Raw genomic sequence first — 21171 nt, 5'->3', positions numbered from 1 at the left:
GTAACCTCAATTATCCTTAGAATTCAGGGGGTGGCAATTTTTTTGCTTATAAAGCCCTCTCAGATAGGATTTAATAACCTATTTACTATAAAAGTTTTGACAATACGGTATCCTAAATGGGGGTGCAATTTATGAATAGCTAAAATGTGTTCCTTGAATAAACCATCCTCGTTTAGACGAATAGCTCTCTTTGAATGAGTTTTCCTCCACTTATAAAAGCCTGCTTTTGAAACTTCAGCTATTTGAAATAACCAACTTAATGAATGTCTTGATCTTAATTTATCAATGATTTCAAACCGATTTACTTTGAGGACCACTCCTTCCCATGTAGATTTGGATTGCGCTTTTTTAAATATTCTACCTGCGCTTTCAAATAGGCATTTTCCTCTTCTACACTTGAAAAGTTTTTCCGATTCCAATTTCCTCTTTGATCATCAAAGGACTCTCCATTTTTTACTTTCTTAACCCATTCTGCTATTTGGGCATCACTCTTAATACCGAACGTTTCCCATAACATTCGGTAAGACCAACCTTCCTCCAATTTTAAACGCACTACTTCCTTTTTTAGACCTTCTGTATATTGTGAAAAGGTTTGTCCTTTTTTGGCCATAAAAAATCCCCTCCAGATAGACTATTAAGAACATAATAACATGCTCTCTCTTTTTTTACAGTCTACCTGTAGGGGATAATATCAAATTCATAAAGCCTTTCTTTTGAAAGGAAGAAACAAACAAAATCTTTTTATGGAAATTTAGGCGTTTTAATGGTTCGAAAATGTATGTTATAACATAAAATGCTTTGAGCAACCTAGTGGAATGAACAGGGTTTGGGTCAAATAGTCGATGGAAAATCAAAGTAAAAAGTTTCCCCTACTTTTTACTTTGATTTTTTTTATTTTCCATTTTTTAATCTAATCGATTGGTTTCACTCTCTATTGGGTCATGTGCACCCTTTTTATCCCACTCTTAACGGGCAGCCATCCATGAAGCAAACTTCACCAACAAGGATGAAAATCGAGGTGACAACCGTTTATTTTCATGGGAGTAAGAAGCCCATTGATGGAAGTTTAAATGAATGTTTGTACACCATGTGGGCTCGTTTTAATAGACTGGCTGCCCTGCTTTATGGTTATTTACTTGTCTTCCTAGCTGTTTTCCTAACAAAAAGTGTCATATCCCTTCTCTTCTTGTATATATTGAAGAGAAGGTTTTTTATTTTATGCATAAAGAAACAAATAGTCTTATGCTAGTTTCAATAAATATAACGTATGGATGGATATCATTTTTACGTTCATAAACAGAGAAAATGCTACTTTCAAATAAAACTAGCAAAAAAAAGGAGGAGAAAATAAAAAATAAGTCATAAAGAGATAGGACAACATCATAAATATATATTGTCTAATAGTATTAAATGGATAATTCTATCCCATGTACTAGGAAAAGTTCAGGAGGGGATCACTTGGAAAAGGTAAATATTTTTAAAGATATTGCCGAAAGAACGGGCGGTGATATTTACTTAGGTGTAGTAGGTGCAGTACGTACTGGAAAATCAACTTTTATAAAAAAATTCATGGAATTGGTTGTTATCCCGAACATGGAAAATGAAGGAGATAGAGCTCGTACAAAAGATGAGCTTCCTCAAAGTGCAGCAGGAAAAACAATTATGACAACAGAACCAAAGTTCGTTCCTAATCAAGCGGCCTCTATTAAAGTAGATGAGGGATTAGAAGTGAATATTAGGCTTGTTGATTGTGTTGGGTACACTGTACCAGGAGCACAAGGCTACGAGGATGAGAATGGTCCTAGAATGATCAATACACCTTGGTATGAGGAACCTATTCCGTTTCATGAAGCTGCTGAAATAGGAACAAGAAAGGTTATTCAAGAGCACAGCACAATTGGAGTGGTGATTACAACCGATGGTACGATTGGTGACATTCCAAGAAGTAACTATTTGGAAGCTGAGAATAGAGTAATTGAAGAATTAAAAGAGGTTGGAAAGCCGTTTATCATGATTATAAACAGTGCGCAACCATATCATCCTAATACAGAAGCTTTAAAAACAGAGCTTTCTGAAAAATATGATATCCCGGTTATTGCTATGAGCGTAGAAAGTATGCGTGAAGCAGATGTATTAAATGTTATGCGTGAAGCATTATTCGAGTTTCCGGTCTTAGAAGTAAATGTTAACTTACCAAGCTGGGTAATGGTTTTAAGAGAAAATCATTGGTTAAGAGATAGTTATCAAGAAGCAGTTAAAGAAACGGTAAAAGATATTAAGAGATTAAGAGATGTAGATAGAGTTGTTTCACAATTTAGTGAATATGAATTTATTGAAAATGCTGGTCTGGCTGGCATTGAAATGGGGCAAGGAATTGCGGAAATTGATCTATTTGCACCAGATGAGTTATATGATGACATCCTGAAAGAAATTGTTGGGGTAGAAATTAGAGGAAAAGACCACTTATTAGAATTAATGCAAGATTTTGCTCATGCAAAAACGGAGTATGACCAAATATCAGATGCATTAAAAATGGTAAAACAAACAGGTTATGGCATAGCTGCACCATCATTAGTGGACATGAGTTTAGATGAACCAGAGATTATTCGTCAAGGCTCGAGATTTGGAGTCAGACTGAAGGCTGTTGCACCTTCTATTCATATGATTAAAGTAGATGTAGAGAGTGAATTTGCTCCTATTATTGGATCAGAAAAGCAAAGTGAGGAATTAGTAAGATACTTAATGCAAGATTTTGAGGATGATCCGTTATCCATTTGGAATTCAGATATTTTTGGAAGAAGCCTAAGTTCCATCGTGCGGGAAGGAATCCAAGCCAAACTTTCATTAATGCCAGAAAATGCCCGTTATAAACTAAAAGAAACATTAGAAAGAATCATCAATGAAGGTTCTGGTGGATTAATAGCAATTATTTTGTAAGAACTCTATTTTAGAGTTCTTTTTTTTGTGTATTTAAAGAACAAAAATTTTTTAAAGGTAGATGAGATTTTAGAAAAAATATCCTATTATTTGTTTATATACCCGCTATTGATATAACGGAAACTACAGAAATATAGTAACATTTTCGCTCGGTTTTTGGATGTAAATGGAAATTTTATGGTTTTAATGTTACGCTTTTATTTCAAAATAAGAAAATATTGCTATCAATTTATAAAATTTCTTGATATGCACAAATGATTATGATAATCTTTTAAAGGAATTAGCGTTATAAAAGGATTCTTAATCTTTTTTATAAAAGTTAAGTCTCTTAATACTTGAATAGTTCTTAGTGTGATCAAATGCATGACATTTAAGAAAAAATTCAGTAGGACGTATATAATTCCGTTAATTTGTTTACAAATAAAGATATGAAACTAATTTTAAGCTTTTATTTGAAACACTCGGGAGGAGGTGAAAGGCATGAACAAGACAGAATTAATCAATGCAGTTGCTGAAGCAAGTGAACTATCAAAAAAGGACGCTACTAAAGCAGTTGATGCTGTTTTCGATACAATTTTGAATGCTTTAAAAGATGGTGATAAAGTACAACTTATCGGTTTTGGTAACTTTGAAGTACGTGAGCGTGCGGCTCGTAAAGGTCGTAACCCACAAACTGGTGAAGAAATTGAAATCGCAGCAAGTAAAGTTCCTGCTTTTAAACCAGGTAAAGCACTTAAAGACGCAGTGAAATAATTACATACAATAATAGTATTTCACTAAAACCGCGAAATTATCGCGGTTTTTTTATGTTATTTTTTAGTATAGTAAAGAAAAGATACTGCATTTTGATGCTGTAGATTAAATTAGTTACAACAAAACAGAGAGTGGAATCTTTCCCAAGTGGTATGAGTAAAATGTTTGTGGGAGAATAAATATCCTTTTTGTCTAGTTGGGGGACGAGTCCCCCAACTAGACAAAAAGGCCACCAAGCGAAAGCGCGGTAGCTGGAAAAAATTAAGTATTAAAAAAGAGAGCTTCCTTTTGTAAAGTAGAGTTTGACTAGAAAACTACGAAAAGGAGAGGCTCTCATGAATCAATGTAACATAAAAATGCCATCATTAAAAGAATTGGAAAAAACTTTATTTCGAACACTACAAATGACGTTTCAAGAAATCCTTATTCAAACGTTAGAAAATTGGGATCAAGAGATTGCCAAGCAACGAGACAAAAGAAGATTTGCTTTACGTGATAAACGAGAAATACGATTAGATACAGCGTTTGGAGCTGTGGAGCTGAAGCGTAATTATTATTTTGATCGTGTGACTAAAAAATATATTTGTCTATTAGATCACTATTTACAGTTTCAGGGGAATAAGGGATTTAGTCCGCTACTAGAAGAATGGGGGTTAGAACTAGCGACGAATGGCTCCTCCTATCGAAAGGCGGTGGAAACGTTCGAACAATTTTTAGGCTATTCGGCGATGAGCCACGAAGCATTACGGCAACATCTTCTTCAAACAAGCGTACTTCCCGCTAAGGAAAAACGCCCTTTTCAAAAGGTATTGTTTGTCGAAGTAGATGGATTATATGTGAAGAGTCAAGAAAAGAAAAAGCGTGGATGGGAGTTGAAATTCGCCGCTGTACACGAGGGATGGAAAGAAAACGGAAAGCGAATCAGGCTCCGAAATAAAAGGCATTTTCTTTATGAAGGAAAAGAACCCTTTTGGGAAGCCTTTGAAACGTTCTTACAGAATCATTATGCGTATGATCCAACCCAAACCTTGCTTATTATTAATGGCGATGGAGCAGGCTGGATAACGGCATGTCGGGAGTATTTTCGGGAACGCGCCTTTTTCACCATGGACCGTTTTCATGTCGCTCGTTCGATGAAGCAACTAATGAAGAGCCATCCTCGATACCGCTACATGAAAAGAGCGTTAAAAAACTACCAGGTAGAAACATTACTTCTAGAGTTGAATAGCGCAGTAGGAACAATGGATACACCAGAAGAAGAAGAAAAACTAGCGCATTTCCTCGGCTTTTTAACGCATCATCAGGAAACCATAAAAGATTACCGTAGTTGGTTACAGGAGAAAGGCGTGGACACGACAGCGTATCGTCCAATGGGAAGTGCAGAAGCAATGATGAATCAATTAGCCAAACGATTAAAAAATGGAAGAGCATGGAGCAAAAAAGGCGTCATGAGCATGGCACGTTTGTGGATTGGGTTGAAGGATGATCTATCTATCCAAACGATATATGGAAAATGGGAAAAAGCCACGGAAAAATCAAAGAAAGAGCATCGACCGAAAAGAAAAATACCCACAAAATTAGTAACAGAAACCGTGCGTCAGAACATGCCATACTTAAATCAAGCGATTGGAAAACCCGTTCACTTTGCCTTACAGGGATTAAAAGGTTTTTAAAAAATGAGAGAATCAACAGTTGGAAGAACAAAACCAATTGGAAAGCGGATACAAACTTAGAGGTTTTACTTTATAAAAAAGGGAGCTAAAAAAACTCCCACAAAAACTTGACTCAATCTCCCAAGTGGCTATTGTATCCCTTTACTTTCTGTTGTGATATAATATTTAAAATATATGATAGAAATTCAAATGAACTTTTACGTAAAGTTGTTGCACGGAACTTTAAGTTAAGTCTAATGAAGATGGCTTTGGCTTTTTACTTCTGTGCGTAGCAATAAACAGCTTTATACTTATTAAGCTATAAAGCAAAAGTGAGGATATTTATTTTCCATAAACGAGTATGAAACGATAATCAGGAATAAATGGGAACAAGGGTGATGTTATGGCTATTCAAGAATTATTAGAAAGTGTAAAAAGAAGAGTGGTTGAAAAAACCTCGAATCATTATTTGCAAAAGCATATACCAAATCCAATTTTAGATGAACATAAGCTTCTACTAACAATATCTGTTCTGTTACAGGTAAAGATAAAAAAACAAGACATTATTACATATGCAACAACAATTACACTTATTCAGATTGCCCTTGATACCCATGAGCTTATTACAAATGAAAAGATGCATAAAGGGAACGAAAGAAATAGACAGCTAACTGTATTAGCAGGGGATTTATATAGTGGGCAATATTATAAAATATTAGCCGAAATCGAAGACTTTAGAATGCTAAAATTCCTAGCGGAAGGAATTAAAGAGGTTAACGAGAATAAAATATTCTTTTATCACCAGAATGCAAACTCAATCGAGCAGCTAAAAGAAAGTCTGAAAACTATTGAGGGAGCGTTAATCCAAAAACTTGTCGACTATTATCAATTAGATGGATGGAAATTATTCGTCAGAGAATTTTTATTTCTTTCTCGAATCCGAAAAGAAAAAGAGGAATACAATCATACAAATAGTTCAATAGTAGTCGATGCTTTTTGTGAGTATGAGAATAAGAAATTATTACCTATAAATAGTAATAAAGTAGCGGTGTTAGATAAACATATAAAAGAGACAAGTTTTCGCTTAGAAGAGTTGCTAGAAAATCTTCCTGATTTACAAGCAGAGTTGAGAGAAAATGTCTATCAATTATTGAAAGTAATAAACAAACAACAATTGTACGTAGAGGAAGGGTAATAAAATGCAAGAGCAGCAATCTAAAGAAGAAAAGGTACATAATGTATTTGAAAAGATTTATGGTAATTACGATAAAATGAATTCTGTTATTAGTTTTCAACAACATAAATTGTGGCGAAAAGACACAATGAAAAAAATGAATGTACCAAAAGGAGCAGCATGTCTGGATGTATGCTGTGGAACAGCTGATTGGACAATTAGTCTAGCCGATCAGGTTGGGCCTTCTGGTAAAGTGATTGGGCTTGATTTTAGTGAAAATATGTTGAGTATTGGGAAAGAAAAAACAGCTGATTATCAAAATATAGAACTTCTTCATGGTAATGCAATGGAATTACCCTTTCCTGACAATCATTTTGATTTCGTGACAATTGGCTTTGGCTTACGAAATGTTCCTAACTATTTAACTGTTTTAAAAGAAATGAGAAGAGTAGTAAAACCAGGAGGGATGGTAGTATGTTTGGAAACATCTCAGCCAACAATGCCGATTTTTAAACAAGGATATTATGTATATTTTCGATATATCATGCCTCTTTTTGGTAAATTATTTGCGAAAAGTTATAAAGAATATTCTTGGCTCCAAGAATCTGCACGTGATTTTCCAGGAATGAAAGAACTTGCTACTATGTTTAAAGAGGCTGGTCTACATAAAGTGACTTATAAACCGTATTTCGGCGGAGTTGCTGCAGTTCATTTAGGTTATAAGTAAACGAGTCAGAATTAGGATTTAAACAGTCTAAATACGTGTGCACTTATAGTGTCTAATCGTGAAATCTTACAACACAAATGTTGAGTATTTCAGTAAACTTATCATCATGTATTTAGACTACATGTTAATAATCCTAAACCATTTGAGACAGATTATTTTTACTTAAGCATTTTATAATGTGAAACAATACATAATTATTTCAAAATATCGATACAAGTTGGGTGAGTAGTTGGTGAAATTAAAAATGATGTACTCATTTTTGAATTCGGATATAGAAAAAATTGAGCGAGCATTGGAAGAAACAGTACAGGCAAACTCTTCCATATTACATGAATCTTCCTTGCATTTATTGCAAGCGGGCGGAAAAAGAATTCGACCGATATTCGTATTGCTTGCTGGACAATTTGGGAACTATGATATTCAAAAAATAGAGAAAGCAGCAATTTCTTTAGAATTAATTCACATGGCTTCTTTAGTTCATGATGATGTTATAGATGATTCGGATTTAAGAAGAGGACAACCTACGATTAAAGCAAAATGGGATAATAAAGTTGCCATGTATACAGGGGATTATATTTTTGCCAGGTCAATGGAAATAATGAGTGAGATAGATAAGCCTGCTGCTCACCGAGTCCTTGCTAATACAATAGTGGAAGTATGTATCGGAGAAATACAGCAAATTAAAGACAAATATCGATTTGATCAGAATATCAGAGATTATTTTCGGAGAATAAAACGGAAAACGGCTCTATTAATATCAGCAAGCTCTTTAGTTGGTGCAATAGTCTCTGATGTAGAGGAAAAGTATCAGCAAAAGTTATATCAATTTGGCTACTATGTGGGAATGTCCTATCAAATCATTGATGATGTGCTTGATTTTGTCGGGACGGAACAAGAATTAGGGAAACCTGCTGGAGGAGATTTACTTCAAGGCAATATTACCTTACCTGTTTTGTTTGCGATGGAATATGAGCAGGTTAGGCAAAAAGTGATAACTGTTCACGAAACGATGCCTAAGAACGAATTAATGGACATTATTGATAGTATTAAAAGTACAGATGCTATTGATCGATCTTTACAGGTTAGTGATATGTATTTAAACAAAGCGTTGCATACCATTCGTGATTTACCAAGCGGAAAAGCAAAATCAGCACTTACTAATATTGCAAAGTATTTAGGAAAACGCAAATTTTAGAAGAAATGGGAATTTCCCAAAGTAATCATCCTATATGAAAGCGTTTGAAAAACCTTTTGCAAAATTTGGATTTTTATGTTAAGTTTTTCATGAATGACCATGTTTACTAGTCTAATACATATGGTAGGAGTGAGCTTATGGAAAGAACATTTCTAATGGTAAAGCCAGATGGGGTACAAAGAAATCTAATAGGAAAAATAGTAACCCGATTCGAAGAAAAAGGTTTTCAGCTTGTTGGCGCAAAGTTTATCCATGTTTCTGAAAATATAGCTGAACAACATTATGCAGAGCATAAGGAAAAGCCTTTTTTTACAGAATTAGTAGATTTTATCACTTCTGGTCCTGTTTTTGCTATGGTTTGGCAAGGAGAGGGAGTAATTGCAAAATCAAGACTAATGATGGGCAAAACCGATCCTTTAGAAGCTTTACCAGGAACCATTCGAGGAGATTTTGGCGTAGTAAAACATAAAAATATTATCCATGGATCAGATGGAAGAGAAAGTGCGCAAAGAGAAATTTCCCTTTTCTTTCGAGAAGAAGAGATAGTAGAGTATAACAAATTATTAGATAGTTGGATTTACTAATATTAGCTTACGATAGCTGTCCTATGCAGGGCAGCTATTTTATTTCACTACACACGCCACTAACCGGGTCCCTGCGCTTTTCTTGTCTCCCAAGGGCTGATGGGCTTTTCTAGTAATTATATGAATTATCGGAATAAAATTTGGCCCTTTTGCGGGAAAATCGTATATACTAAAAAAGAAGTAGATATTATGATGGTTGAGAGGAATTTACATGGAGAAGGATTTTCAAGATTTTATAAAGAATTTCTATCGAATATCAGGAATAGATTTATCTTTATATAAAGAAGCTCAAATGAAAAGAAGGTTAACCTCTCTTTATGAAAAAAGAGGCTTTACTTCCTTTGCAGAGTATTTTAAGGCAATACATACAGATAAAAATTTGTTAGACGAGTTATTAGATCGAATGACAATCAATGTCTCCGAGTTTTATCGAAACTTTAAACGCTGGGAGGTATTGGAGAAAAAAATATTGCCCGATCTCCTCCAATCAAAATCACAGCTAAAGGTTTGGAGTGCAGCTTGCTCAACAGGAGAAGAGCCGTATACTTTATCCATGCTCTTAATGAATGAAATGAAGGCAAGGGACTTCCAAATTCTTGCGACAGATATTGATATTAACGCACTAGAAAGAGCGAAAAAGGGTGTTTATTTAGAACGAGCATTGAATGAAGTGCCAATTGCTCAAAAGGATAAGTGTTTTGAAAAAGAAGGTACAATGTACAAAGTTAAAGAAGAAGTGAAAAAAAATGTTATGTTTAAGCAGCAAAATTTATTATCTGATTCGTTTGGTGGACCATTTGACTTAATTGTTTGCAGGAATGTTCTGATCTATTTTACAGAGGAAGCGAAAGATCAGCTTTATCATAAATTTGCCCAAGCATTAAGACCTGGTGGGATATTCTTTGTCGGTAGTACGGAACAGATTTTTACACCTGCCAAATATGGATTAGAAACAGCGGATACTTTTTTCTATCGAAAAATATAAAAAATTTCCATCCATGGAGTTTTTTTCTTCATCCTCCCCGGATGGTTAGTTGCACTTATCGAATCTTTACGGGAAAGTTCCAGTCTCGCTTCATCGATTTTCGGCAGTTAGCTGACTGGTTAGCTGCTCGTTAAGAGTGAGGAAAATAATGGCAAAACAATGATGTCATTTTGTCGTTGTTTTGCCATTGTTTGAATCAGTGTTTTTTTCTTATGTGATAGGAAAACGATATTCTAATATTTTGCAAAGATTTTTAGATTTTCTCTATTCATAACAGGATTGGTATGTTATATTGGAACATAATCACTTTAAAGCGTTGAAGGGAGAAAGGATTTATTTATGAGATACTTAACATCTGGGGAGTCGCATGGTCCCAAATTAATTACGATTATAGAAGGACTTCCTGCTGGAATGCCTTTATTAGCAGAAGATATAAATGAGGAACTAGCTAGAAGGCAAAAGGGGCATGGCAGAGGAAGAAGAATGCAAATTGAAACAGATACTGTTGAAATTGGCGGTGGTATTAGACATGGCTATACATTAGGTTCACCTGTTTCTCTAATCGTAGAAAATAATGATTGGAAGCATTGGACCAAAATTATGGGGCAGGATCCGCTTGATGATGCAGAAGCAAATGATATAAAAAGAAAGATTAGCCGTCCAAGACCTGGGCATGCCGATCTAAACGGGGCCATTAAATATGGTCATCGTGATATGAGAAACGTGTTAGAGCGTTCGTCAGCACGTGAAACGACAGTTCGTGTGGCAGCAGGAGCGGTAGCGAAGAAATTACTTGCTTTGTTAGGGATTAAAGTTGCTTCTCATGTAGTGGAAATTGGTGGTATAAAATCAAAAGTTGCAGATTATGAATCGATTGAAAAGCTTAAGGAAATCACAGAAAATTCTCCAGTTCGCTGTTTAGATGAAGAAGCGGGACTGGAAATGATGAAGGCGATTGATGAGGCAAAAGCGAATGGCGATTCGATTGGCGGAGTTGTCGAAGTGATTGTGGAAGGCATGCCGATTGGTGTTGGCAGCTATGTTCATTATGATCGTAAGCTAGATGCAAAGCTTGCCGCTGCCATAATGAGTATTAATGCATTTAAAGGAGTAGAGATTGGCATTGGTTTTGAAGCTGCGAGAATGCCTGGAAGTGAAGTCCATGATGAAATTATCTGGGATAAAGAAACCGGTTATTCACGTAGAACGAACCGTTTAGGTGGTTTAGAAGGTGGAATGACTAATGGAATGCCGCTAGTTGTAAGAGGAGTAATGAAGCCGATTCCGACCTTGTACAAACCGTTAAAGAGTGTTGATATCGATACAAAAGAAGAATTTACAGCAAGTATTGAACGAAGTGATAGTTGCGCGGTTCCAGCTGCGTCAGTAGTAGCAGAGCACGCTGTTGCTTGGGAGCTTGCTTCAGCCATTGTTGATCAGTTTTATTCTGATCGTTTCGAAGGACTTGTAGCTAATATTGCTGAGCACAATAGACATGCGAGGGAATTCTAATGCACACTGTTTCTATTCAAACAGCGTCAAAACAATACGATGTATGGATTGGGGAACATGTTATTAATCAGCTAACTTTTTTTATACAAAAGAATTTTGCTGACGCAACAAAAATCTTGATTATTACAGATGAATCGGTAGAAAAGCTGCATTTGAAGACAGTAGAAAATAAACTTTCCTCTTTTCCTGTTATTACATATACAGTACCAGCAGGAGAAAAGGCGAAAACTTTTGACGTTTTTTATGCTTGTTTGACTTATATGCTCGAACAACATTTAGACCGTAAATCATTAGTGCTAGCATTGGGTGGGGGTGCGGTTGGTGATTTAGCTGGTTATGTAGCTGCGTCCTTTATGAGAGGAATTCCTTTCATTCAGATACCTACAACTATTTTAGCTCATGATAGTGCGGTTGGGGGGAAAGTCGCTATTAATCATCCTCTTGGAAAAAATATGATTGGTGTTTTTAATCAGCCAGAAGCAGTTATCTATGATACAACTTTTCTAACTACGCTACCACTTCAAGAGCTGCGTTCAGGGTTTGGAGAGGTAATCAAGCACGCATTAATAAGTGATGTAGCGTTTTATCATGAATTGCAAAGTCAGATAAGTGATTTATCAAAAGTAAATGTAGGTTATTGGTCAGCGATTCTGGAAAAAGGAATTCTTGTTAAACGGGCAATTGTAGAAAAGGATGAAAGAGAAGCAAATGTACGTGCCTTTTTGAATTTTGGTCATACGTTAGGTCATGCAATTGAAGCTGAGATGGGTTATGGGAAATTTACGCACGGGGAAGCAATTGTTATAGGAATGATTTTTGCGTTAAGATTAAGCAAACAGAAATGCGACTTAGTATTTTCTATTGAGGAATTCATAAAGTGGCTTAAACAGCTTGGATATGCCTATGATATTCCAGAAAATTTAGAAATAGACCGTTTGATTGATCGAATGAGACAGGATAAAAAATCGGTAAATGGAACGATCCGTTTTGTCCTTTTGAAAGAATTAGGAATTCCTGTTCTAGTAGAGATGAATGAAGAGGAAATAAGAAAAGAATTAGCGTTATTCAAAGGTGGGAAGTAGATGATTAGAGGAGTTAGGGGAGCTATAACGGTTGAAAATAATATCGAAGCAGAAATATTATCAGCTACAGAAAGCCTTTTTAAAGAGATGATTAAGGCAAATAAGATAAAAGCAGTTGATGTAGCATCAGTATTCTTATCGGTAACAGATGATATAAATGCTGCTTTTCCAGCTAAAGTTATTCGAATGCAAGAAGATTGGACCTACGTTCCAGTAATGTGCATGAAGGAAATAGCTGTTCCGCAGGCGTTAGAAAAGTGCATTCGTATTATGATGCATTGGAACACTGAGCTTCGTCAAGATGAAATCCAGCATACTTATTTAGAAAAGGCTATTCAATTAAGACCAGATTTAACAAAACAATAAAACTACTCGGGGTGAAAAAAATGAAATGGAAACAGCAGCTTTTAGGTTTAAAAGCTTATCAACCAGGTAGAACGATAGAAGAAGTGAAAAAACAATTTAATTTAGAACATATTGTAAAACTTGCGTCTAATGAGAATCCATTTGGAAGCTCTCCCAAAGTATTAGACGCCTTAAAAAAAGTCGATGGTTCTTATGCTTTATATCCGGATGGATATGCTACAAACCTTCGTTATGCGCTAGCTGATTTCTTAAAGGTTACACCAGAAGAATTAATACTAGGAAATGGTTCAGATGAAATCATTTTAATGATATCTAGAGCTTTACTAAGACCAGGTTTAAATACGGTAATGGCTTGCCATACGTTCGGCCAGTATAAGCATAATGCAATTGTTGATGGGGCAGAAGTCAGAGAAGTTCCACTTACAGAAAAAGCGGAACATGATTTGCCTGCTATGCTTGCAGCAATTGATGATAATACAAGTGTTGTTTGGCTATGCAGTCCGAATAATCCAACTGGCACATATATTCCTGAAAAGGAATTACTCACTTTTCTAGAAAAGGTTCCAGAAGACATTCTTGTTGTGCTGGATGAAGCATATTACGAGTATGTAGTTGCAGGCGATTATTATGATTCTATTTCTCTAACTAGACAGTTTAGTAATCTTATCGTGTTACGAACATTTTCAAAAATATATGGTCTTGCGAGCTTCCGTGTAGGATATGGTGTTGCGAATGCTACACTATTAAACACGTTAGATCCGATTAGAGAACCGTTTAATGTCAATACATTAGGTCAAATCGCAACAGAAGAAGCATTAAAGGATCAGGAGTTTGTGGAAAGTTGTAGACAGAAAAATAGAGAAGGATTAGAGCAATTATATCGTTTTTGTGAGGAAAATAACTTATCCTACTACCCATCACAAACAAACTTTGTTTTAGTTGATTTTAAAATAGACGGCGATGAAGTATTCCATTATTTAATGAGTAAAGGATTTATCGTACGTTCTGGAGTTCCTTTGAAATTCCCTACTTCTGTTCGTATTACAGTCGGATCAAAAGAAGAGAATGAAGGATTGATTAAAGTTATGACGCAATTTCTTACTGAAAAGAAAGTAGCGAAATAATAATGCGAATAGAAGGCGGTGCTAGAATGAACGGTCGCGTCTTCATAATAGGTTTAGGACTTATAGGTGGATCGTTAGCTTTATGCATAAAAAAAGAACACCCAGAAAGCATCATCACTGGTTACGATATTTCACAGGATAATTTGAAATTAGCGAGCATGCTAGGTGTTATTGATGAACGCTCAACAACAATTGAAGAAGGAGCAAAATCGGCTGATCTCATTATTCTTTCTACACCAGTTAAAGAAACAGAAAAAATCATGGAAACTCTTTCTAAAATGGAGTTAAAACAAAATGTATTAATAACAGATGTTGGGAGCACCAAGTCTGTTATAACGAAAAAATCGCAAGTGCTATTAGATAAAGGCATAACCTTTATAGGAGGACATCCGATGGCGGGATCTCATAAAAGTGGAGTGTCTGCTTCAAAAGTGATACTTTTTGAAAATGCATTTTATTTATTAACTCCTCCTGAAAGAGTTAATGATCAGCATGTTCAACACTTGCTGAAATGGTTACAAGGAACGAATGCAAAATTTCTTGTTATTTCTCCAGAAGAGCATGATTTATTAGCAGGTGCAATCAGTCATATGCCTCATATAGTTGCGGCATCTTTAGTTCACCAGGCAGATCATATTAGTGAACAACATAAACTGGTAACAAGATTAGCTGCTGGTGGATTCAGAGACATAACTAGAATTGCCTCTAGCAGTCCTTCTATGTGGCGAGACATATTAATACATAACAAAAACGTATTAATGGAGTTAATGAATGACTGGAAAAAGGAAATGGATAAAGTCCTCTCATTTATTGAAAAGGAACAAGCAGAGGAATTATATGACTATTTCGCTAGAGCTAAAAAGGTAAGGGATGGCTTGCCTCAAGATCAAAAGGGTGCGATACCGGCGTTTTATGATTTATTTGTTGATGTACCCGATTATCCAGGGGTAATATCTGAAATTACTGGTTATTTAGCAAAAGAAAATATAAGTATAACTAATATTCGAATAATGGAAACTCGGGAAGAGATTTTTGGAATCTTGGTTATTAGTTTTCAGACAGAGGAAGATAGAGTAAGAGCACAAAAGTGTATTGCTTCTTATTCAAATTATGATACTACGATTGGATAGAACGAAGGTGAATCAATTGAATTTAATAACACTTAAACAAAATACTTACGGATTAAAAGGAGAAATTACAGTACCAGGTGATAAATCAATTTCTCATCGTTCCATTATGTTTGGATCGATAGCAAAGGGGAAGACGAGGGTTACCAATTTCCTTTTAGGGGACGATTGCTTAAGCACTATCTCTTGTTTTCGAAAATTAGGAGTATTAATAGAACAGAATGAAGAAGAAGTAGTTATCCACGGAAAAGGTACAGAAGGACTACAAGAACCAAAAGAAATTTTAGATGTTGGGAATTCTGGTACAACTATCAGGTTATTAGCGGGAATATTATCAGGTTTGCACTTTCATAGTACATTAATCGGTGATTCTTCGATTGGTAAGCGTCCAATGACAAGAGTGGTTACTCCATTAAGAGAAATGGGTGCGAAAATTGATGGAAGAGAAGATGGTAAGTATACTCCTTTATCTGTTCGCGGGGGCGACTTACAAAGTATAACTTATCGTTTGCCAGTAGCAAGTGCCCAAGTAAAATCCGCTATTCTATTTGCTGGTCTAAATGCAGATGGTGTTACAAAAGTAATTGAGCCAGTCGCTACAAGGGATCATACCGAAAGAATGATAGAGCGATTCGGTGGAGAGATTAGCAGACAAGGAAATGAAATTTATGTAACAGGTGGTCAGAAGCTTACCGGAACGGACATTCATGTTCCTGGGGATATCTCTTCAGCGGCATTCTTCCTAGTGGCTGGTTGTATTGTTCCTAACAGCTATATTACGTTGAAAAATGTTGGCCTAAATCCGACGAGAACAGGAATATTGGAAGTTCTTCAAAACATGGGAGCAACCATGGAATTTCAAAAAAATGATGCTGATATTTTTGAACCTACAGCAACCATTACAGTATCAACAAGTGATTTGAAGGGAACTACGATTGGAGGAAACATCATTCCGAAATTAATCGATGAAATCCCGATTATTGCTTTGTTGGCAACACAAGCAGATGGTGTAACGATAATAAAAGATGCCCATGAATTAAAGGTAAAGGAAACAAATAGGATTGATACAGTAGTGTCAGAGCTAAAAAAATTAGGTGCAGATATACAAGCAACAGATGACGGAATGATCATCAAGGGAGGAAAGAAGCTCACTGGAGCGAAAGTAGACTCTCATGGTGACCATCGTATTGGCATGATGCTTGCAATTGCTTCACAGATTTGCGAAGGAGAACTTATCCTTGAAAATGCGAATGCGATTGCAGTATCCTATCCCTCTTTCTTTTTGCATCTTAATAACTTAGCTGTTTAAAGATAAAAAATCGTCGATGAACTTTATGTTTATCGACGATTTTTTGCTTCTACAGAAAATCAGAAAATCTTGATTTGTGGAATATTTGCTAACTCTAAATCATAGCTTGTCTAAAAGACTAGGTGGTGATTTGGGATGCAATATATTATTGAAGATATACATTTATTAAAGCGGCAAAGGGTAAAAAAGACTTCAATCCTTATCGAGGAAAATCGAATTGAATTGTTGAAAGAAAAATTCCACTCCTACCAATACATGCGAATGGATGGAAATCCTTATATAATGACTCCCACTACAGTTATTTTAGAAAATCAAGTGAAGCAAATTACTTCTACTTCTCAACAAAGAAATTATATAGAAGAGAATTTAATCAAAAAAGGATGTACAACCTTTCTTTTTTATTTAGAAGTAAAAAGAGAAAGGGAATTGCCCATACAATTAAAGAAAATGAAGAATCAACTACTAAATTGTGCAATTGATTATGTAACAGGAGTAAAAATTCCTTTGAAATTATTGTCACCTAGTTTTGTCCGCGCTTGCAAAAGAGAAAAACTTCCCGTCTTATTTATAGAAATTGAGGAAGTAAAGGCATTGTATCAAGTTCCATGGGGCTGGATTAAAGAGGCGCTATTCCCTTATAATGCACCATTAGTTCCGATTTTTTTAATGGAAGATGAGCAAGAAAAGAAAATGGCTCAAAATATATGGTCAAGATTAATGAGAGATGTTAAAATACCATCTATTCCCCATGAAATAAAAGAAGGGATAGCAATTGCCTATCCTGATTTAGTAAAAATGGGGATATATCCATTTAAAGGAAATATTTATCAAGGTGGAGAAGTAACATATAATTTATTTGCTTTCGACGATTCAATCATAAATATTGAAGAAAATGATTTGTTTCATTATCATTATGATAGAATACAAATGACTATTCACAAAGGAAAATGTATTCGAGCAGGGGATAAAGTATTTTACCGTCCCGGCTATGGTGAATTACTTGAAGTAAAAGTACCTTCCTTCCTGACAATATAGAAGGAGATTAGAGAGGATATCATATGGAAAGAGTTAATGAAATTATCGCTTTATTAGAAGACGGACAACAAGAGAAAGCGTTGAAATATTATCAAGATGTATTGAAATCGGGTAATAATGAAGAAAGATTTGTGCTAGGAGAGGAACTATTTCAGCTAGGATTTTTGGAAGAAGCAAAAGATCTCTTTTTAGTTTTACTGGAAGGTTATCCCGAAGAAGGAGAATTGCTTGTCTTAGTTGCAGAAGCGGAAATGGAACTAGGGAATGAGGAAATAGCAATTTCTTATTTAGAACAAATCAACCCGAATGATCCTTCTTTCCCTCAAGCATTGCTATTGCTTGCAGATCTTTATCAAATGGATGGGCTGTATGAGGTCAGTGAACAGAAATTGAAAGAAGCAAAAAAAATCCTGCCAGATGAAGTGATTATTGATTTTGCGTTAGGGGAATTATATGCCGAACAAGGGAAAATTACCGACGCAATTAAGTCCTATCAAAAGGTATTACCTACAGAGGAAAATATCGCTGGAGTAAATATCAATGGAAGAATCGCGGATAATCTAAGTGCTGGAGGAGCATTTGAGGATGCTATTTCTTATTATGAAAAAGCATTAGAAGAAAAAATCGAGATAAATACACTTTTTAATCTGGCTTTGACAGCTTCGCAAGCTGGTTTATATACGATTGCTATTAATCGCTTTGAAGAGGTAAAAGGTTTGGATCCCTCTTACCATTCTTTATATCTATATTTGGCTCGTGCGTATGAACATGAAGAAATGCTTGATGATGCGTATAATACGGTAGTCGAAGGGATAAAGCAAGATGAGTTTAATAAAGATTTATACCTATATGGTGGTAAATTAGCTTTAAAACTTGGGGACGAACAAAAAGCGGAGGAACAATTTAGAGAAGCGCTTGCGATTGATCCTGAATTTACAGAAGCAGTTCTTTTGTTGAATAAGTTATTTTTAACACAAGATCGATTTGAAGATGTTCTAGAGCTAATTGAGATGATGGATAAGCTCGAAATAGAAGAGCCACAGCTACATTGGGATGCTGCCAAAGCATTTCATGGAATTGAAAAATATTCAGAGGCATTAAACAAATATCAATTAGCATATACTTTCTTTAAAGAACTTCCAGATTTTCTATATGATTATGGATATTTTCTTTTAGAAGAAGGAAAAAGAAGGGATGCTGCCGAAATTTTTAATATGCTTTTACAAACAGATCCAAGTAATGAGGAGTATATTGAAATATTGCAACGCCTTATGGATAACGAATAAGTGTTTGGATGAAAATCTTTGAAAATCATTGTACCAAGAGGCTTATTGGCCGCTTAAGAATTGTCATTTCCTTAGGAGCGATGCAGGTAAAACAGGTTGGATAATAAAAATTTGTTGCAAACAGAGGAGGGAATTACAAAATGAAAACCCCTGTATCTGTCAACGAAAAAAAAGACTTCATTCGTTGGTTTTTGAATCACTATCAATTGAAGAGACGGGAATGTGTATGGATTTTAAATTATCTTATGAGTCATGATCAATTGATGGAAAAAGTCCATTTTGTTGAAAATGCAGAAAAATGTCCAAGAGGTTTAATTATGTCCACGCATTGTGTAGATGAAGTACCTTTTAGATTTTATAAAGAAAATGTGATGACAACAGATGCAGAAAAGTCTTTTCATGATATTAGACTAAATCGAGATGAAGATATTTACATTCAGCTCAACTTTTACGCATCAAATCAAGTTCATCAGTATGCGGCTGTGTTGGTAGAAAATCCATTTATGCCGAAAAAGCTGCAAATTACCGAAAAAGATAAAATGATTGCAGAACAGTTTTTAGTAAACAGTATAGAAAAATTCCAAAAGGAAAAAATTCTCCAGTTAATTGATGAAGCGTTAGATAATGGCGATAAAGAGATGTTTAACACCTTAACGAATCAATTAAAATACTTGCAAAATAAATAAAAAATAAATAGTTAATCCCGAATGGTTAGAAACTATTCGGGATTTTTGTATGTACTCTCCCATTTTCCTGTTCATAGTAAACTATGGTAAAATAGTATGAGAAGGAAAAGGAAAAGGGGAAAATAGAGTGAGATATATTTATATGATATTAAGCAATCGATCTTTTTTAGGATTATTGCTCATTATTAATATAGTTGGAACGGCATATGGGTATTATTGGTACAAAACTCAGTTAGCAGAAACACCGACGAGGTTTCTACTCTTCGTTCCTGATAGCCCGACAGCTAGTCTTTTTTTCGTGTTTGTATTAATAGCATTTCTGTGGAAAAAGAACTGGCGGCTTATGGAAGCATTAGCATTAGTTACATTGTTTAAATACGGAATTTGGGCGGTTGTAATGAATTTTCTTGTCTATTTTGAAACAGGAACAATCGGGATTGATTCATGGATGCTCATTTTTTCACATGGGGCTATGGCGATTCAAGGTTTGCTGTACATTCCTTTTTATCGTTTTAAATGGGTTCACATTATTCTTGCAGCTATATGGACTTTACATAATGATGTAATAGATTATGTGTTTAAAATGATGCCGAAATATAGTGTCTTGGATCAATATATGGCAAATATCGGCTACTTTACATTCTGGCTGAGTATTTTAAGTCTAATGATCGCATTCTACGCATTTAAAAAAAGCGAACAAATGCAGTGGAAGATTCAATAGAATTATGATTTTTTAGTCTAACCTTGTCCAACTCATCATACATTTTTAATAGTAGATAGAGGAGGGACAAGAATGAAGGCTAAATTGGTTATGTTGTTAATGATATTGATTTTACTTTTGCCTATCTCTTATTCTGTGTATGCAGACCAAAAATCGCCTGCTAAAGAATTAGATGAACTAGATACACTGTCAGATGAGGTATTGCAGCTTGTACGATCAGAACGCTATGAGGATGCAAAAAAAATTCTTGACTATTTTTCGAATCAATTTAGCTCAGCAACGGTAAATGGGAGTGCATTTACGCTTGATGAGCGGAGAATTTTAACTGGTACACATGATGAAGCGGTAGAGGCAATTACCAATCCATCGATTAATAACGATGAACGGATTAATTCAGTAACGAAATTTCGATTGGCAGTTGATGCTGTTTCATCGGGGGAACAACCGTTGTGGACACAAATGGAAGAGCCTGTAATGACAACCTATCGAGATATGAAGGATGCTATTATTTCTGAAGATAAAGAAAGATTTAACGAGAAGTTAGATTCTTTCCTATCGTTATATCAAATTATTCATCCGAGTCTTAAGCTAGATGTTTCTACTACGCAATTTCAAGAATTAAATTCCCTCGTTGAATTTATGAATACGTATCGCTTGCAAGTCTTTAATCAAAAAGGTCAGCTAGAAGAAGTAAGTCAATTAGAAGGCGAATTACAAGATGTTTTCAATCAGTTGTATGAAGATGAGGCAGATCCTTCTTTATGGTGGGTAATTATTTCTACAGGAAGTATTATCATCCTTACTTTATCATATGTAGGGTGGCGAAAATACCTCGGGGATAAAGCGGAAAAAAGGCAAGCTAAACAAAAAAGGGATAATATTTGACTTTGGTGTTTTTCCTGCTTACAATAAAAAT

The 21171-nt window shown here is 35.2% G+C and carries 19 protein-coding genes and 1 pseudogene; 19 read left to right on the top strand and 1 reads right to left on the bottom strand.

Annotation, left to right across the window (positions count from 1 at the left end):
• Nucleotides 1-104 precede the first annotated feature (104 nt).
• A pseudogene (locus HHU08_RS14835) lies at nt 105-610 on the bottom strand (IS3-like element ISBth8 family transposase); the annotation flags it as partial.
• Nucleotides 611-1458: 848 nt separating this feature from the next.
• Between HHU08_RS14835 and spoIVA the strand changes: the two are divergent.
• From spoIVA to ypjB, 19 genes are all read left to right on the top strand, one after another.
• Nucleotides 1459-2937 carry a stage IV sporulation protein A gene (spoIVA, locus tag HHU08_RS14830; protein ID WP_169188777.1) on the top strand — a complete coding sequence of 493 codons (1479 nt, stop codon included), beginning with the start codon at nt 1459-1461 and terminating at the stop codon, nt 2935-2937.
• A 480-nt stretch (nt 2938-3417) separates the two neighbouring features.
• The gene (locus HHU08_RS14825) at nt 3418-3690 is read left to right on the top strand and encodes an HU family DNA-binding protein (protein WP_016203034.1); all 273 of its coding nucleotides are present in this window, start codon (nt 3418-3420) and stop codon (nt 3688-3690) included.
• Between the two features lie 335 nt (nt 3691-4025).
• On the top strand, nt 4026-5363 hold the full coding sequence (locus HHU08_RS14820; RefSeq protein ID WP_169188776.1) for an ISLre2 family transposase: 1338 nt from the start codon (nt 4026-4028) through the stop codon (nt 5361-5363).
• A gap of 382 nt (nt 5364-5745) precedes the next feature.
• On the top strand, nt 5746-6537 hold the full coding sequence (locus HHU08_RS14815) for a heptaprenyl diphosphate synthase component 1 (protein ID WP_016203035.1): 792 nt from the start codon (nt 5746-5748) through the stop codon (nt 6535-6537).
• A gap of 4 nt (nt 6538-6541) precedes the next feature.
• Nucleotides 6542-7243: a demethylmenaquinone methyltransferase gene (locus HHU08_RS14810; protein ID WP_169188775.1), complete on the top strand. Its 702-nt coding sequence runs from the start codon at nt 6542-6544 to the stop codon at nt 7241-7243.
• A 232-nt stretch (nt 7244-7475) separates the two neighbouring features.
• Nucleotides 7476-8438, top strand: coding sequence for a heptaprenyl diphosphate synthase component II (gene hepT, locus HHU08_RS14805; RefSeq protein WP_016203038.1), 963 nt, complete (start codon nt 7476-7478; stop codon nt 8436-8438).
• A gap of 137 nt (nt 8439-8575) precedes the next feature.
• The gene (gene ndk / locus HHU08_RS14800; RefSeq protein WP_016203039.1) at nt 8576-9022 is read left to right on the top strand and encodes a nucleoside-diphosphate kinase; all 447 of its coding nucleotides are present in this window, start codon (nt 8576-8578) and stop codon (nt 9020-9022) included.
• Between the two features lie 211 nt (nt 9023-9233).
• Nucleotides 9234-10007 carry a CheR family methyltransferase gene (locus tag HHU08_RS14795; protein WP_016203040.1) on the top strand — a complete coding sequence of 258 codons (774 nt, stop codon included), beginning with the start codon at nt 9234-9236 and terminating at the stop codon, nt 10005-10007.
• Nucleotides 10008-10346: 339 nt separating this feature from the next.
• Nucleotides 10347-11519 (top strand): chorismate synthase, encoded by a 1173-nt coding sequence (gene aroC / locus HHU08_RS14790; RefSeq protein WP_016203041.1) that lies wholly within the window; start codon nt 10347-10349, stop codon nt 11517-11519.
• The gene (gene aroB, locus HHU08_RS14785) at nt 11519-12601 is read left to right on the top strand and encodes a 3-dehydroquinate synthase (RefSeq protein ID WP_169188774.1); all 1083 of its coding nucleotides are present in this window, start codon (nt 11519-11521) and stop codon (nt 12599-12601) included. Before aroC ends, aroB begins: the two co-directional genes overlap by 1 nt.
• On the top strand, nt 12602-12967 hold the full coding sequence (gene aroH / locus HHU08_RS14780) for a chorismate mutase (protein ID WP_016203043.1): 366 nt from the start codon (nt 12602-12604) through the stop codon (nt 12965-12967).
• A 20-nt stretch (nt 12968-12987) separates the two neighbouring features.
• Complete coding sequence (gene hisC / locus HHU08_RS14775; RefSeq protein WP_101730956.1) at nt 12988-14091, top strand: histidinol-phosphate transaminase; 1104 nt, start codon at nt 12988-12990, stop codon at nt 14089-14091.
• 26 nt (nt 14092-14117) lie between these two features.
• Nucleotides 14118-15221, top strand: coding sequence for a prephenate dehydrogenase (locus HHU08_RS14770; RefSeq protein WP_016203045.1), 1104 nt, complete (start codon nt 14118-14120; stop codon nt 15219-15221).
• Between the two features lie 16 nt (nt 15222-15237).
• Nucleotides 15238-16527, top strand: a complete 1290-nt coding sequence (aroA, locus tag HHU08_RS14765; RefSeq protein WP_016203046.1) for a 3-phosphoshikimate 1-carboxyvinyltransferase — start codon at nt 15238-15240, stop codon at nt 16525-16527.
• A 135-nt stretch (nt 16528-16662) separates the two neighbouring features.
• Nucleotides 16663-17562, top strand: coding sequence for a hypothetical protein (locus HHU08_RS14760; RefSeq protein WP_016203047.1), 900 nt, complete (start codon nt 16663-16665; stop codon nt 17560-17562).
• A gap of 23 nt (nt 17563-17585) precedes the next feature.
• Nucleotides 17586-18848, top strand: coding sequence for a tetratricopeptide repeat protein (locus tag HHU08_RS14755; protein WP_016203048.1), 1263 nt, complete (start codon nt 17586-17588; stop codon nt 18846-18848).
• Nucleotides 18849-18988: 140 nt separating this feature from the next.
• The gene (locus HHU08_RS14750) at nt 18989-19534 is read left to right on the top strand and encodes a ReoY family proteolytic degradation factor (protein WP_101730957.1); all 546 of its coding nucleotides are present in this window, start codon (nt 18989-18991) and stop codon (nt 19532-19534) included.
• Nucleotides 19535-19661: 127 nt separating this feature from the next.
• A complete protein-coding gene (gene lhaT / locus HHU08_RS14745) occupies nt 19662-20255 on the top strand; it encodes a lipoprotein heptaprenylglyceryl N-acetyltransferase LhaT (RefSeq protein ID WP_016203051.1) in 594 nt (197 codons plus the stop codon).
• A 72-nt stretch (nt 20256-20327) separates the two neighbouring features.
• A complete protein-coding gene (gene ypjB, locus HHU08_RS14740) occupies nt 20328-21140 on the top strand; it encodes a sporulation protein YpjB (RefSeq protein ID WP_016203052.1) in 813 nt (270 codons plus the stop codon).
• The last annotated feature ends 31 nt before the right edge of the window (nt 21141-21171 follow it).

Source organism: Niallia alba (genome assembly GCF_012933555.1).
In the GTDB taxonomy this organism is placed as follows: Bacteria; Bacillota; Bacilli; order Bacillales; family Cytobacillaceae; genus Niallia; species Niallia alba.
This window is presented reverse-complemented; position numbering and strand designations above follow the sequence as displayed.